Genomic DNA, 14,407 nt, shown 5'->3' with positions numbered 1-14,407 from the left:
CGAGCGAGCGGCTGGCGATGGACCCGATCGACGAGTACGGCGCGACGGCCGTGTCGCCCAGCACCACCCGTATCTGGTCGAGCGGCACCCCCACCGGAACACGTTCGAGATCGCCCACTACGAGCGGAAGATCTGCGTGGACTCCCCGCTCGGCTCCGTGGAGCTGACCCCGGTGCCGAGGCTGCCGGAGCCGGTCGAGCACGTCGCGCCCGGCTCCCTGCTCGCGCCCATGCCGGGTAGCGTGCTGCGGGTCGAGGTCCGGCAGGGTGACCGCGTGACGAAGGGGCAGGCGGTCGTGGTGCTGGAGGCGATGAAGATGGAGCATCAGATCACCGCGCCCGCCGACGGCGTCGTCTCCGGAGTGCACGTGGAGAAGGGGCAGCAGGTCGAGGCGGGAGCCGTGCTGGCGATCATTCAGGAAGGGAACCCATGACGCGTCTGGTCCACAAGCAGCTCGCGGACGGCATCGCGACGATCACGCTGGACTCGCCGCCGAACCGCAACGCGCTGTCGGTACGCCTGCTCGGCGACCTGGAGGAGCGGCTGAAGTGGGCGCTGGCCGAGCCCGAGGCCCGGGTCGTCGTGCTGACCGGCACCGGCCGCGTGTTCTGCTCGGGCGCCGACCTGAAGGAGCAGCGGGCCGAACCGTCCGCGACCTCCGCCGGCGCGCCGGTGACCGCGTCCTTCCCGGAGATCCTCGCGCTGATCTGGGAGAGCCCGAAGCCGGTCATCTGCCGCCTGAACGGCACCGCCCGCGCGGGCGGGCTGGGGCTGGTCGCGGCGTGCGACTTCGCGATCGCGCCGCTGGAGTCGTCCTTCGCCTTCACGGAGGTGCGGCTGGGGGTCGTGCCCGCGATGATCTCGGTGCCGGTGCTCAGGAGGCTGGACCCGCGCGCCGCGGCCGAGTACTTCCTGACCGGCGAGGTGTTCGACGCGGCCAGGGCCGTGGAGATCGGGCTGCTGACGCGGGCCGTCCCCCAGGAGGAACTGGACGCGACGGTCGCGCACTACGCCGGGATGCTCAGCAAGGGCGGGCCGGAGGCGCTGGCCATCACGAAACGGCTGGTCAGGGAGGTTCCCGCGGTGTCCTTCGAGGAGGGCCTGCGGCAGATGACCGAGCTGTCCGCGCAGCGCTTCACCTCCGAGGAAGGGCAGGAAGGCATCGCCGCCTTCATGGAGAAGCGGCCGCCCAGGTGGGTCCCCGCGAGCTGAGGAGCCGGCATGTGCACGCACCCGGAGTGCCTGGCATGACGCTGCGCATCGCCAACTGCAGCGGCTTCTACGGCGACCGTCTGTCGGCGGCCCGGGAGATGGTCGAGGGCGGGCCCATCGACGTGCTCACCGGCGACTGGCTGGCCGAGCTGACCATGATCATCCTCGCGGGGAACCGTCTCAAGGGCCGCCCCGGTTACGCGCCCACCTTTCTCAGGCAGCTTGAGGACGTCCTCGGGCTCTGCCTGGAAAAGGGGGTAAAGATCGTGGCGAACGCGGGCGGGCTGGATCCGGCCGGGTGCGCCGAAGCCGTCCACGACCTCGCCGCCAGGCTCGGTCTCTCGCCCGACGTCGCGCACGTCACCGGCGACGACCTCTCCGCCCGCGACCTCGAGCACGTCAACGCCGACACCGGCGAGAGGCTGACCGCCAAGCCGCTCACCGCCAACGCCTACCTCGGCGGGCGCCCCATCGCGACGGCCCTCGCGGCGGGCGCCGACGTCGTCGTGACCGGCCGCGTCACGGACGCCGCCCTCGTCACCGGCCCCGGCATCTGGCGCTACGGCTGGCAGCCCACCGACCTGGACCAGCTCGCGGGGTCGGTGGTGGCGGGCCACGTCATCGAGTGCGGCTGCCAGGCGACGGGCGGCAACTACGCCTTCTTCCAGGACGTCCCGGACCTGGCCCACTGCGGCTTCCCCATCGCCGAGCTGCACGCCGACGGCTCCTCAGTGATCACCAAGCATCCCGGCACCGGCGGACGGGTCTCGATCGGCACCGTGACCGCCCAGCTCGTCTACGAGATCGCCGGGCCCCGCTACCTCGGCCCCGACGTGGTGGCCCGCTTCGACACGATCACCCTCACGGACGACGGCCCCGATCGTGTCAGGATCTCCGGTGTGCGGGGCGAACCGCCGCCCGACACCCTCAAGGTCGCGGTCAACTACCTGGGCGGCTACCGCAACACCATGACCCTCGTCCTGACGGGCCTGGACATCCCCGCCAAGGCCCGCCTGGCGGAGGCCGCGATCTGGGCCAGAATCCCCCGCGACACCTTCGCCCAGACGGACGTCACCCTCACCCCCTCGGGCCTCCTCCGGATCACCGTCATGGACCCGGACCAGCGCACCGCTGGCAGGGCCTTCTCCTCGGCCGTGGTCGAAACGGGCCTGGCCAGCTACCCGGGCTTCCACGGCCTCACCCCGCCGGGCGACGCCAGCCCGTACGGGATCTACTGGCCCTCTCTCGTCCCGGCGTCCGACGTGCATCCGCAGGTCTTCCTGAACGGCGCCCCGCTGCCCGACGACCCCACCACCGGCCCACCCGCGACCGCACCTGCCGACCTCGCCCCGCCCCCGGCCAACACCAGCGGCACCTCCGCTCCCCCGCCGCCGGACCGTCAGGAGGCAGGGCGTGACGCGGCGCCCGCCCCCGGTGACCGGCCGACCGTCCGCATCCCTCTGGGACGCATCGCGGGCGCCCGCTCGGGTGACAAGGGCGGCAACGCGAACCTCGGCGTCTGGGTCGCCACCGCGGAGCAGTACGCCTGGCTGGCGGCCTACCTCACACCGGACCGCCTCCAGGCCCTCCTCCCCGACCTGGCCCCGCATCGCGTCGATCGCTACGACCTGCCCAACCTCCGCGCGCTGAACTTCGTGATCCACGGCCTCCTCGGCCGCGGCGTCGCGGCCAGCCCACGCCTGGACCCCCAGGCCAAGGCCCTGGGCGAAGAACTCCGCGCCCGACTCGTGGACATCCCGACCACCCTCCTGCCGGTCTGAGCCGCCGATCCTCGGTGATCAGCGGGGTTCAGCGGCATCGAGCAGGATCTTCAGCAGGTCCTTCGGTGCGTCTCGCATGAGGTTGTGCCCGCCGGCCAGCGCGTGCGTCGTCCACGAGGGGTCCGCACGCAGCCGCTCGTAGACGGGGGTGAAGGGGGACTCGCCGTCCCAGCCGGCCGCGTACACGTAGACCCGGCGGCCGATCCGCGCGGGGTCGCCGGTGAGCCGGAGCGGCTGGAGCAGCGAGGCGAGCGGGTGCGGTGTGGCCCGGGCGTCGAAGAACGGCAGCGGTCGGGCGGCGTAACCGGTCTCCACCACGTCCGCGTACCACTGCCGCTCGCGCTCGGAGACCAGGTTCCAGCAGGAGTCGCCGTTCCCCGGCACCATGGCGTCCACGTAGGCCAGAGCGGTCACGCGGTCAGGCATGCGGTCGGCGACGCCCGTGATCACCATTCCGCCGTAGCTGTGGCCGACCAGCACGGCGTCCTGGATGTCCGCGGCCGCCAGCACCCCGGTCACGTCCTGGATGTGCGTTTCGAGGTTCACTCCGCCGGTCAGCAGGTGGCTGCGTTCGCTGAGCCCGGTCAACGTCAGCGGGTGGGCGCGGTGCCCGTGGTCACGTAGCCCTTCGGCGAGCTCGTCGAAGCACCAGCCGCCGTGGCACATGCCGGGGATCAGGACGAAGGTCGCCATGGTCGTGCTCCTTGTCGTTGTGTCTCTGGGGCCGCTCGGAGGTCATCGGGCTCCCGCGTCGCCACCCGGCAGAGGCGCCGTGGACAGGCGCGGGCGGCCCGCGAGAGTGGCGATCGGAGCCGCCGCAAGAAGGGCCCGGACGCCTGAGGTCGAACCGATCGGTACGATCCGCGATGCTAGCAGTTGATCGAACCGGGCGGTACCATCTGGGCTATGCCGGTCCCCAAAGGCTCGACGATCGATCCGGAACGCACCCGCGCCGCCATCCTCCAGGTGGCCACTTCGGTGCTGTACGAGCGCGGGCTCGACGGCGTCGGCGTGGCCGAGCTGTGCGCCCTCGTCGGGGTGTCCAAGGAGACGCTCTACCGGCACTTCGGCACCAAGGACGGCCTGGTCGAAGCGGTGCTCCAGGAGCGCGGCGAACGCGTGACGACCTGGCTGACCAGGGCCGTCGCCGCCGCCGGGAACGACCCCCGCGACCAGCTCGCCGCGGTGTTCGACGCCCTCCGGCAGTGGTACGACGACCCGGTCTTCCGCGGCTGCGCCATGCTGAACGCGGCCGCCCAGCACCACGTCGAGGCCGTGCGCACCATCACCGCGCGTCATCTCGACCGCTACCTCGAGCTGCTGACCGCGATCGCCGAGCGCGCCGGAGCCGCCGATCCGCACCTCCTGGGGCGGCAGTTGCTCATCCTGGTCGAGGGCGCCACCGTCGTAGCCGCGCATCACGACACCGTCGGCACGGCAGAGCACGCCCGCCAAGCCGCGCTCGCCTTGCTGTCCGCTTCGGCACCGTCGAGCTGACCAAAGGCCGGCGGCCCCTGCGACCCACTACCGGCAACGAGAAGCGCGGGAAGCCGGCCAGCCGACACGGCGCGGGCTCAGGTCGCGGGATCGCCAGGGGCGGTGGGTTGCCGGGCGCGGGCGGCCAGGAGGCCGGCGCCCAGCAGTCCCGCGTGGACACCGAGGGACGAGGCGCGGACGCCGGGAGGGTGGCGGAAGGCGAGGCGGGAGGCGAGCCGCTCCCGAAGCGGGACGAGGAGCGTGTCGCCCGCGAGCGAGAGTCCGCCGCCGATGACGACGAGCGCCGGGTCGAGCAGCAGCGTATAGGTGGCCAGGGCGACCGCCAGCGCCTCCACGGCCTCGTCCCACACGGACGTGGCCTGCGCGTCACCCGCCTCCACCCGGCGGACGACCGCCGCGGCCGAGGACTCCCCGCAACGGGAGGCGATCGCCGAGGCGGAGGCGTACGCGCCCAGGCAGCCGCGCTGCCCGCACCCGCAGGGCAGGCCGTCCGGCCAGACCGGAATGTGCCCGATCTGCCCGGCCCAGCCGGACGCGCCGCCGTACAGAGAGCCGGACAGGACGATCGCGCCCGCGATGCCAGTGCCTATGGGGAGGTAGAGGACGTGTCCCCCGCCCTCGCGCGCACCTCCAGCGCCTTCGCCCTCGGAGCCCCCCGTGAACGCGAGTTCGGCTTCTCCGGCTGAGCGGACGTCGTGGCCCAGCGTCAGCGGCAGGTCTCCCTCACTGAAGGCTTCGGCGGGGACGTCGCGCCAGCCGAAGGCGGCGGAGAAGACCGCGTGCGTCGGCGTGACCAGCCCCGGAACGGCCAGCCCGACCGCCACGGGAGCGAGGAGGCCCGCCGTGTGGGGCCGGGGCCGGGAGAGGTCGGCGACGAAGGACGAGATGGCGGCGATCACCCGATCCGGCCCCTCCGCGCGAGGGGTGGGGCGGCGTTCGGAGTAGAGGATGGTGCCGTCTGACGTGACGAGCCCGCCTTTGATGCTCGTCCCACCGACATCAACCGCCACAAAGCACTCCATTCTCCTATACTCCCCCAAATCCAGCAGCAGGAGCTGCCGGCGCCGCCATCCGGCGGTCCCGGGCGGAAATTCGGTTGGGCGCATGGGGGCGTTGCTTGGATGATGTCCGGCATGGAGCCGCGCCGTCTCACCCTGAACGATCTCGACGCCTGCACCAAGCTCGCCGAAGACCGCCAGTGGCCGCCCGAGCGGCACAAGTGGACACTGCTGTTCGAGGTCGGCGAGGTGTACGGCGTCGACGCGGCCGACGGCGACGGGCTGGCCGCGACGAACGTCCTGACCCGGTACGGCGACGACCACGCCGTGGTCAGCATGGTCCTCACCGCCTCCAGGTACGGCAGGCAGGGGCTGGCGCGCGGGCTCATGGAGCACGTGCTCGACCAGGCGTCCGGCCGTGTCGTGTCGCTGCACGCCACCGAGAACGGCCGCCCGCTCTACGAGCGGCTCGGCTTCCGTACGGTGGGACGGGTCGCCAAGCACACCGGCGTCTTCAAGGGCCGTCCTTCCGACAGGACGCGCCCGGCCACCGTCGAGGATCTCGACGCCGTCCTCGCCCTGGACGCCGAGGTGTTCGGCACCGACAGGTCGCCGCTGCTGCGGCGGATGTTCTCCTTCGGCGAGCGGGTGCGCGTCGCCGAGGGCGGGTTCGGGCACTGCTGGCGCAACGACGGCAACGTGGTGATCGGCCCGGTGGTGACACAGGACGAGCGGACCGCCAGGGCGCTCATCGGGGACCTGGCTCTGGACGTCGGCGGCGAGGTCCGCCTGGACCTGGACCTGGCGAAGGAGAGCCTGGTCGGCTGGGCGGGCGAGCACGGCATCGGCGACCCGTGGCCTGTCTCGCTGATGGTCCGCGACGGCGAACTGCCCGGCGACCGCACCCGGCAGTTCCTGCCGTTCATGCAGGCCCTGGGATGATCACGCGGCTGCCCCAGGCGGTCCGGCGAGCGCGGGGCTCGCAGGTCCGCTCCAAGCGGTTCGCCGGTTGACCTGGCGAGTGAGGCTCTCGTAGGGTCACCGCCAGAATGTTGTTCGGTCGAGGAGCGGCCATGTCCTCAACGCACATCGACGTCAGCACTGTCGACCTCGACGCGCTCGGCGCCTGGATGGACGCCCAGGGCCTGCCCGGAGGCCCCGTCACCGGTGTCGCTCCGGTCCCCGGCGGCACCCAGAACGTCATGGTGCGGTTCGAGCGCGGCGGCGTCCCGTACATCCTGCGCAGGCCGCCGCTGCACGCGCGGCAGCAGAGCAACGAGGTGCTGCGTCGCGAGGCGCGGCTGCTCGCGGCGTTGCGCGACACGCCGGTGCCCGTCCCGAGCCTGGTGGCGGCGCAGACCGCCGAGGAGCCGGTGTTCTACCTGATGGAGCCCGTCGACGGGTTCAACCCCTCAACCGGGCTGCCCGAGCCGCACGCGTCCGACCCGGCCATCCAGCACCGCATGGGGCTGGAGGCGGCCGCCGCGCTGGCCCAGCTGGGACGGGTCGCGCCAGAAACGCTGCCCGGCTTCGGCCGGCCGGAGGGCTTCCTGGAGCGGCAGGTGCCGCGCTGGCTGCGGGAGCTCGACTCGTACGGGCGGCTCGACGGCTACCCGGGCCCGGACATCCCGCACCTGGACGACACGGCCGCCTGGCTGGAGCGGAACCGTCCAGGGAGCTTCACGCCGGGCGTCATGCACGGCGACTACCACTTCGCGAACCTGATGTTCGCCCATGACGGTCCGAGGGTGGCGGCGATCGTCGACTGGGAGATGTGCACGATCGGCGACCCGCTGCTGGACCTGGGCTGGCTCCTGGCCACCTGGCCGTCGAACGCCGAGCACGTGCCGGGTCTGCCGTCGCCGAAGGATCTGGTCGCCTACTACGCGGCGCTGTCGGAGCGCGACCTGTCAGCGGTCGACTGGTACGTCGTGCTGGCCTGTTTCAAGCTCGGCATCGTGCTGGAGGGCACGCACGCGCGGGCCTGCGCGGGCAAGGCCCCCAAGGAGATCGGCGACGCCCTCCACGCCACCGCCCTGGCCCTCTTCGCCAGAGCGCACGAGATCACGCACGGGCACCCCTGACGCGCCCGCCGCACACCCCCGCTTCCGGGGCGCCAATCCCCCAATGCACCATTTTTCAGAAAATGATCACACAAATCCCTTCGAGACGTACAATTGCGCGCAATTGCAGTCCAACGTTCGGGGAAGGATCGTCATGCGCATGCGGTTCCTCGGCTCCACGTCTGAGGCGGGCGCCTGCCCCACCCTGTACGAGACCGACCGCGGCACCATCGTCGTGCAGGGTCTCCAGGTCACCGACCCCGAAGCGCTCGCGGACCTCCGTGACGTCCTCGACGGCGAGACGGCGGTCGAGGTCCCCCGCGAGCTCATCACCGAGATCGCCCGCCGGGTCCTGCTGGACGCCCAGTAAACGCTTTCTCCACATCAGGTGCGCCACCTACCGCGATCGATTGGTCACGATTGCGTGACTGGGCCTGGCATGATCCTCTCCAGCGGGTCTAGCCTCTTTCGGCGTGACGTCCTTTCAGCAGGCGCGCATCGACCTCGGCAGCCAGTTACGCCAGTTGCGCGAGGCAGCCCACCTGTCGGGCAAAGAACTGGCCGAGCGGCTGCACTGGCAGCCGTCGAAAGTCTCGCGCCTGGAGAACGCCAGGCAGACGGCCACCGAGGACGACGTCGTGGTGTGGGCGCAGGCCGTCCAGGCTGCTCCGGAGACGACGGACGAGCTGATCAGTCAGGCGATCACGCTGCTGGAGCGGCACGACGACTGGAAGCAGCGGCACCGCAGCGGCCTGGCCGCGATCCAGGAGGACATCCGCGACCTGGAGGCGCGCACGAAGCTGTTCCGTGTGTTCGAGCCGGGCATCGTGGTGGGGCTGCTGCAGACGACCGAGTACGCGCGGCACGTGTTCCGCAAGGTCAAGCGGCTCTACAGCGCGGCCGACCAGATCGACGCGGCCGTGCGGGTGCGAATGCAGCGCCAGGAGATCCTCTACGACCGCAGCCGCACGTTCCGGTTCGTCGTGTTCGAGTCGGCGCTGCACACCCGGCTCGCGCCCGCCGCCGTCATGCGCGGCCAGCTCGACCGGCTGCTCGCCGTCAGCACGCTGCCGAACGTGGAGTTCGGCGTGATCCCGTTCGACGCCGAGCTGCCGTCGGCGCCGATCAACGGGTTCTGGATCTACAACGAGGCGATGGTCGGCGTGGCCACCATGACGAAGGACCTGGTCCTGCGCGATCCGGACGACGTGGCGCTCTACGTACGCGCGTTCGACGACTACGCCAAGGTCGCGGCGTTCGACGAAGCCGGACGAGATGTCATCATCCGTATACTTCACGGCCACGGACGACAACCCTCAGATTAATCCCCGCAATTGCTTGCCGCCCGCCCCAAGATCGTGCAATTCTGTCGCGAGACGTTGCGGAGGTGACGCATGATGCTGGATACGGCGCTCTGCCTCGAGCAGTTCGCATGGCACGCAGGTCGTCACGCTGACCTGTCGGTTCAGAGTCTGGCCCTGGCTTCAGACCCGGCCTACGTGTCGGTCCGCAACCGGTTTTCGGCAACACTGGCGGAGACGGTGACGTGCTCCGAAGAGGGCGCGTTCGTCACGTCCTGGGGCTACCGTCTCGGCAGCACCGACAACGTCGAGGCCGCCGCCGCCCGCCTCGCCTTCCTCCTCGCCGCACTGCCCGCCTGACTCCGCGCACGCCCACCCGGCTCTCGGCGGCGACCACCTGAGTGATGGTGTCTCAGCGGACCCGCACGACCCTGAATCGCCCTCCGGGCTCGCTTGAGCCGTGTGCCGCACGGCCCTGAGGGGCCGGAGTGCGGTAACGCGCTCCGACTCCCCGCCGCGTTTCCGGCTGTCACGGAGCGGGGCCATCGGGACTTCGCGCTCGACTTCGCGCTCGACTTCGCGCTCGACTTCGCCCTGTGAGCCCTGTGAGCCCTGTGAGCCCTGTGAGCCCTGTGAGCCCTGTGAGCCCTGTGAGCCCTGTGAGCCCTGTGAGCCCTGTGAGCCCTGGGGCCCGCGATGGCGTGAACCTTTGCCGAGGCTGACGGCAAGACATAGGTGAGGCCGTGCTCGCCCGCTCTTCCCGGGGGCGGTAACGCCCGCGGTTCAGAGGCCAAGAACAGACAGACGATCACGTGGGCGGATCCGGCTGCCCCACAAAGGAGTCCCGTCCATGACGTGCGCTGCCCGAAAAGCGCGGCCTGCTCAGGAGGCGGCGCCTTCTTCTCGGAGGGCGAGGCGGAGACGGGATCTGGCGATGAAGCTGGAATGCGGCAAGTATGCGCTGCCGGCCAAGCATTGCGGGCCGCATTTTCGGCTTTTATAGATTGGAATCTGCATGCGCGTATACCTGGCCATGGTCGCGAAACGTCGAGGGGTGGATCTCAGCCGGCCTCTCCGTCTGGCTCGTTCGCTTCTCCGTGACGTATTTCCGGTGCCGTTGGAAACCGTCGACGCCGGCGAGTGGGTCAGTCCGGACACCGCGTTGCTCGCCTGGTCCAACGAGGAAGGGGCCGATGAGCGCCCGCCGCTGATCGTGCGGGAGAACCGCGGGGGCTTAGGCGTGAGCGGCACGCTCGCCTCCCAGCGGGATGTGCGGCGCCTCAGTCAAGCGTCCGCCCTAGGTGATGTGATGGCGGACCTCTCCGGATGCTTCTCCGTCATCCGGGTAGCGGAAGCGGACATTCAGGCCGCCACCGCAAGCACCAGGGCGCTGTCCGTCTTTTACGCTGAGAACGAGGATCTGCACCTGGTGGGAACCCGTGCGCTGCACGTGCACCTCGTGGCGAACGAGGGGACGGTCGCCTGGAACGAGGTCGCCCTGCAAACTATGATCCGTCAGGGATACTTCCTGTCCGATGAAACCCCTTACCGAGGTGTGATGGCACTTGGGCCATCCTCCGTCATCACGGTAAAGGACGGTCGCAGGAGCATCGTCACGCGTGCGCTGCCACCGGCGCAACCGATGCCGACCTCAGCGAGAGCGAAACGTAGGGCGATCAGCCAGTTGAGTGACGCTCTCGTCGCCGCCGTCGAGCCGCTGCGCACCATCTCCGAACCGGTGAATCTGGCGCTGACAGGTGGGCGCGACAGTCGTTTGATGGCCGCGCTTCTGCATGCGGGCCGCGTTCCTTTCCGTGCGACGACCAACGGGCTTGCTGCTCACCCAGATGTGACCATCGCCGGCGCGGTCGCCGCTCACCTGCGTATTGATCACACGGTCATTCCGCCGGTACAGACCGAGGCGAAGGACGCCGTTCTCATCCCGCACCCGGATGTGCGCACCTATGAGGTCATCCGCGCCTGCGAAGGAATGACGTCTGCATACGAGAGCATCGTGGACTACCGGCCGTACTCCACGACGCCGACCATGTCCGGGCAGAGTGGTGAGATCCTCAGGGGCGGTTTCCTTTACAGTCAGGGGCAGACCACCGATAAGGCAATGCGCCGTAGGGTCAATGACTTCTTCCTCAAGAACGAACCTCTCTTCACTGATGAGGCGAATGAGCACGCACGCGAGTCGGCGGCGCCATGGCTGCGACGAGTCGGCGAGAACCCGTGGGAAGTGCTCGACCACCTGTATGTCACATACCGAGTGGGACGTTGGCATGCTGCGGCAAGGGTCGGATCACTGCGGCGTGGAGATCCGATTCAGCCGTTTCTCGACAATCGTGTGGTGCTGGAGGCGCTGTCGCTCGATCAGCGGTGGCGCCATTCGGAAGAAGTCGTCTACCAGCTGATCAGCCGACTGGCTCCAGGTCTGCAGAAGATCGAGCTTGACGGCGAACCCTGGCGTTTCCAGGCCGGGGAGGCGGAATCACAGCGCAGCTGGTGGCGGCGGAAGCCGTCCACGAGGACCCCTGCACCACCAGCCCAGAAGCGCGGTGGCAGCTGGAACTGGCGTACCAGCCCAGGGCCGCACCTGTCTGCTCTGCTCGGAGAGTTCGTACTCGAACGAGCCGATGCTCTGGCTTCCCTCGTGCGAGGCGACGAGTTGAAGGCTTTCTTCTTCGACCCCGTCGTCAAGCAGCCTGCACTGGCGTGGAATCTCTATACGGTCGCCGCCCTGCTTACCGGCGCCTTTCCCGGAAAACCCCCCACGACGCAAGGACCAGTGCGTATCGAGATCCCGCAGCATTAGACGAGTCAGCCCAAAGGGATCGTCGCCGCGGCGGCGGCCGGCACAGCCGACGGGCGCTACGTCGCCCGCGTGCGCTGGTCGGCCCCGCCAAGGGCCGCGCAGGCCGGGCCCCGTCACTGTGCGCGGCCCGGGCGGGTTCGCGTCTCAGGAGAAGGCGGTGACCGCGATTCCCGCCTCCTGGGCCGCGGCGGTTCTGGCGTGGGTGAGCAGGCGGCCGCGGGTCAGCACGTTGGGGTGCAGGGTGTAGCGGATGATCAGGCCGTCGAGCATGGCGTCGATGCGCTCCGCCGACCCGGCCGGATCCTCGCAGGTGAACTCCCCCGCTTCGGCGCCCGAGGAGAGGACCTGCGCCAGCGCCTCCAGCCAGGCCGTCTCCAGCTCCAGCATGATCGCGTTCACCGCCGGCTCGCGCAGCGCGGTGTTCCAGGCGTCGATCCACAGCAGCCAGCTCTGGTCGGACCGCGACTCGGGGATGTAGTAGCGCAGCACCCGGTCGAGCCGCTCGACCGCCGTGCCGGGGCCGCCGGCCAGCTCGCCGAGCCTGGCGCTCTCGATGTCGAGGGTGGCCTTCAACATGGCGACGATGAGCTCGTCCTTCGTCGCGAAGTGGTAGTGGATCAGCCCGCCGCTGACGTTGATCGACTTGGCGATGTCGGCGATCCGGGTGTGGGCCAAGCCCTTCTCCAGCACCACCTTGCGGGTGGCTTCGAGCAGTTCGGCTCTGCGCTGGTCTGCCTGCTCGGCTCTGGTCCTACTCGACACGGCCCAAGCTTATCCGTCGACTGATCGACCTCACCCCTGGCCGAGCCGGACGACGCCACGCGCGAACTCTCCGACGCCGCCGGCCTCGCCCGCGGCAGCGTCTCGCTCGCCTCGGAGACGCTGCTCACGATCACCTCCGCCTGCTGAGCGGCTGTTCTCCGACCGTTGACCTTCCGGAGTCGTCACGGTGAATCTCGGTTGCCCCGGGGCTGGGCAGACAGCGATGATCCTCCTCATGTCCGACGCTGCGTCTGCGGGTTCCGCGCTATGGCCGTATCCCAAGATCTCCGCGAGGGGACTGCATGGCGTGTCCGGGGTCCGGGAGTGGATCGCGGTGGAAAAGGTGCACGGGGCGCACTTTGCGGTGGTGTGCGACGGTTCCGGGGTTCATCCGGCGAAGCGGCGTGAGCTGCTGGGCGACGATGCACTGGACGGTTTCTTCGGCGTGAGCAGGGTCTGGCCGGTGCTGTCGGTGGCGGCGGCCCGTTTCGCCTCCGCACTGCGCAGCGAGTGGGGCGGCACTGCAGTGGTGACGATCTACGGCGAGCTGGCCGGCGGACGCTACCCGCACCCGGATGTGCCTGCCGTTGCCGGGGCCGAGCCGGTCCAGACGGGCGTGTGGTACGCGCCGGGCCTGCACTGGCTGCCGTTCGACGCATCGGTCGAGAAGACTGACGGCCGCTGCTGGATCTCTGACCGTGCTCTGCGCGAAGCCGCGGCGGCCGCAGGGCTCATCTGCCCTCCCGCTCTCGGGCGCGGCGCGCTGAGCAAGCTCCAGGAGCTGCCGCGCGCCTTCCCCACAAGAGTCCCAGCCCTCTTCAGGCTGCCCGAGCTGCCGGACAATCTCGCCGAGGGCTACGTCCTCAAGCCGACTGGCGAATGGCGGGAGGCGGACTCCGCAGGCGCAGGCATGCGTCCGGTGGTCAAGGTGAAGCAGGAGGCTTTCGCCGAGGACGAGCGGTTCGACGGCGCACGTCCCTATCTGCCACCGCCGCAGGGAGCGGCCGGAGTTCCCGCCTGGCTCCTGGCCCAGGCCTCGGCACTCCTCACCCCCGCTCGCGCGGCCGCCGCGGTCAGCAAGCTGGGCCCTCACACTCCGGTGGAAGCCTTGGCGGAGGAGATCACCCGGGATGTTTCGGAAGAGCTCGCCGAAGCGCTGGGAGGACTGGAGGGCACACTCCTATGCCCTCTGGAACGAGCGCTTCTGCCCGGGGCACGCTCCCTGGCGGTGTTCGACGCCAAGGACCGCCATCCCTCCCGGACGTGAAGGCCGGAGCGCCGGCCCACACGTCGATAGAGCAATCAAGAGCGGGGCTGACATCGCTGTCAGCCCCGCGATCTAGCCGGCCGAGCAGTCGTAGAGGCCGTCCTGGCCGTCCACGGCCTTGCAGTTGGCCTGGACCCAGGTCGTGACCTCGGTGCTCCCCCTGCCCGGCCCGCCCCTGCCGGTGTCCGGCAGCACGTAGCGGAGGCTGCCGGACGCGACGAGCTTCGTCAGCCGGCCCACGGTCATGGCGGGGTCACTGCCGGTGAAACCGCCCATGGCGATGACGGGCCTGCCGGTGGACAGGATGACCGACGACGCCTCCCGGGCGCTGCTCACCGCGACGAGCCAGGTGGCCTCGCCCTGGTTGGCCGCCAGGTAGGCGACGAGCGCGTCGCTGACCCGCCCTCCGGGGCCGCCGCCCATCGGGAACGAACGGCGATCATCGGTCCGCTCGCCCGGCGGCTGTCCGAGAGGCGGGCCCATGGCGCCGGGTCGCTCGCCGCCCATCGCCTGTGCCGGACGCGTCTGGCCGCCCGGCCCAAACCCCATCCGTCCCGTGGCCGGGCCGGCGGTCGGGTTGGTGCCGTTGACCTGCGACTGCAGCGGCGTGACCGCGTACGCGGCGGGCCCGGCGAGAGCGGCGAACAGCGTGGCGACCAGGGCCGCCGTGGCGATCCCGACGGCGACGTCCGTCCGCAGCCTGGCCAG

15 protein-coding genes and 1 pseudogene are annotated in these 14,407 nt (G+C 70.3%); 12 read left to right on the top strand and 4 right to left on the bottom strand.

Annotated features, from left to right (window positions below):
• The 3 genes from ABZ297_RS42950 to ABZ297_RS42940 all read left to right on the top strand — a co-directional run.
• A partial coding sequence (locus tag ABZ297_RS42950; protein ID WP_355359007.1) for an acetyl-CoA carboxylase biotin carboxyl carrier protein subunit occupies positions 1-433 on the top strand: 433 nt, incomplete at its 5' end.
• Positions 430-1,212, top strand: a complete 783-nt coding sequence (locus tag ABZ297_RS42945) for an enoyl-CoA hydratase-related protein (RefSeq protein ID WP_355359004.1) — start codon at positions 430-432, stop codon at positions 1,210-1,212. The genes ABZ297_RS42950 and ABZ297_RS42945, both read left to right, overlap by 4 nt.
• Before the next feature lie 35 nt (positions 1,213-1,247).
• Positions 1,248-2,993 (top strand): acyclic terpene utilization AtuA family protein, encoded by a 1,746-nt coding sequence (locus tag ABZ297_RS42940; RefSeq protein WP_355359010.1) that lies wholly within the window; start codon positions 1,248-1,250, stop codon positions 2,991-2,993.
• An 18-nt stretch (positions 2,994-3,011) separates the two neighbouring features.
• Here the strand turns inward: ABZ297_RS42940 and ABZ297_RS42935 are convergent, their stop codons facing one another.
• Entirely contained in the window at positions 3,012-3,686 is a 675-nt protein-coding gene (locus tag ABZ297_RS42935; RefSeq protein ID WP_355359001.1) for an alpha/beta fold hydrolase, read from the bottom strand.
• Between the two features lie 213 nt (positions 3,687-3,899).
• Between ABZ297_RS42935 and ABZ297_RS42930 the strand changes: the two genes are divergently transcribed.
• A complete protein-coding gene (locus ABZ297_RS42930) occupies positions 3,900-4,490 on the top strand; it encodes a TetR/AcrR family transcriptional regulator (protein ID WP_355358998.1) in 591 nt (196 codons plus the stop codon).
• A 77-nt stretch (positions 4,491-4,567) separates the two neighbouring features.
• Here the strand turns inward: ABZ297_RS42930 and ABZ297_RS42925 are convergent, their stop codons facing one another.
• On the bottom strand, positions 4,568-5,500 hold the full coding sequence (locus ABZ297_RS42925) for an ROK family protein (RefSeq protein ID WP_355358996.1): 933 nt from the start codon (positions 5,498-5,500) through the stop codon (positions 4,568-4,570).
• A 123-nt stretch (positions 5,501-5,623) separates the two neighbouring features.
• Here ABZ297_RS42925 and ABZ297_RS42920 point away from each other — a divergent pair, with 123 nt between their 5' ends.
• The 7 genes from ABZ297_RS42920 to ABZ297_RS42890 all read left to right on the top strand — a co-directional run bounded on the left by ABZ297_RS42920 (position 5,624) and on the right by ABZ297_RS42890 (position 11,670).
• On the top strand, positions 5,624-6,430 hold the full coding sequence (locus ABZ297_RS42920; protein WP_355358993.1) for a GNAT family N-acetyltransferase: 807 nt from the start codon (positions 5,624-5,626) through the stop codon (positions 6,428-6,430).
• A gap of 131 nt (positions 6,431-6,561) precedes the next feature.
• Positions 6,562-7,572: a phosphotransferase family protein gene (locus tag ABZ297_RS42915; RefSeq protein WP_355358991.1), complete on the top strand. Its 1,011-nt coding sequence runs from the start codon at positions 6,562-6,564 to the stop codon at positions 7,570-7,572.
• A gap of 133 nt (positions 7,573-7,705) precedes the next feature.
• Positions 7,706-7,921 (top strand): hypothetical protein, encoded by a 216-nt coding sequence (locus ABZ297_RS42910; protein ID WP_355358989.1) that lies wholly within the window; start codon positions 7,706-7,708, stop codon positions 7,919-7,921.
• 103 nt (positions 7,922-8,024) lie between these two features.
• Positions 8,025-8,876, top strand: coding sequence for a helix-turn-helix transcriptional regulator (locus ABZ297_RS42905; protein ID WP_355358986.1), 852 nt, complete (start codon positions 8,025-8,027; stop codon positions 8,874-8,876).
• 69 nt (positions 8,877-8,945) lie between these two features.
• Positions 8,946-9,212: a hypothetical protein gene (locus ABZ297_RS42900; RefSeq protein WP_355358983.1), complete on the top strand. Its 267-nt coding sequence runs from the start codon at positions 8,946-8,948 to the stop codon at positions 9,210-9,212.
• A gap of 102 nt (positions 9,213-9,314) precedes the next feature.
• Positions 9,315-9,452 carry a hypothetical protein gene (locus tag ABZ297_RS42895; RefSeq protein WP_355358980.1) on the top strand — a complete coding sequence of 46 codons (138 nt, stop codon included), beginning with the start codon at positions 9,315-9,317 and terminating at the stop codon, positions 9,450-9,452.
• A 415-nt stretch (positions 9,453-9,867) separates the two neighbouring features.
• Complete coding sequence (locus tag ABZ297_RS42890; protein ID WP_355358977.1) at positions 9,868-11,670, top strand: asparagine synthase-related protein; 1,803 nt, start codon at positions 9,868-9,870, stop codon at positions 11,668-11,670.
• 144 nt (positions 11,671-11,814) lie between these two features.
• Here ABZ297_RS42890 and ABZ297_RS42885 read toward each other — a convergent pair whose 3' ends face one another.
• Complete coding sequence (locus ABZ297_RS42885) at positions 11,815-12,432, bottom strand: TetR/AcrR family transcriptional regulator (protein ID WP_355358974.1); 618 nt, start codon at positions 12,430-12,432, stop codon at positions 11,815-11,817.
• 223 nt (positions 12,433-12,655) lie between these two features.
• On the opposite strand from ABZ297_RS42885, the gene ABZ297_RS42880 reads away from it, so the two are divergent.
• Positions 12,656-13,699 (top strand): RNA ligase family protein, encoded by a 1,044-nt coding sequence (locus tag ABZ297_RS42880; RefSeq protein WP_355358971.1) that lies wholly within the window; start codon positions 12,656-12,658, stop codon positions 13,697-13,699.
• 72 nt (positions 13,700-13,771) lie between these two features.
• On the opposite strand, the pseudogene ABZ297_RS42875 reads toward ABZ297_RS42880, so the two are convergent.
• Positions 13,772-14,407 (bottom strand): annotated as a pseudogene (locus ABZ297_RS42875) (glycosyl transferase family 39); the annotation flags it as partial.

It is taken from the genome of Nonomuraea sp. NPDC005983 (assembly GCF_040614375.1).
Lineage (GTDB): Bacteria > Actinomycetota > Actinomycetes > Streptosporangiales > Streptosporangiaceae > Nonomuraea.
This window is presented reverse-complemented; position numbering and strand designations above follow the sequence as displayed.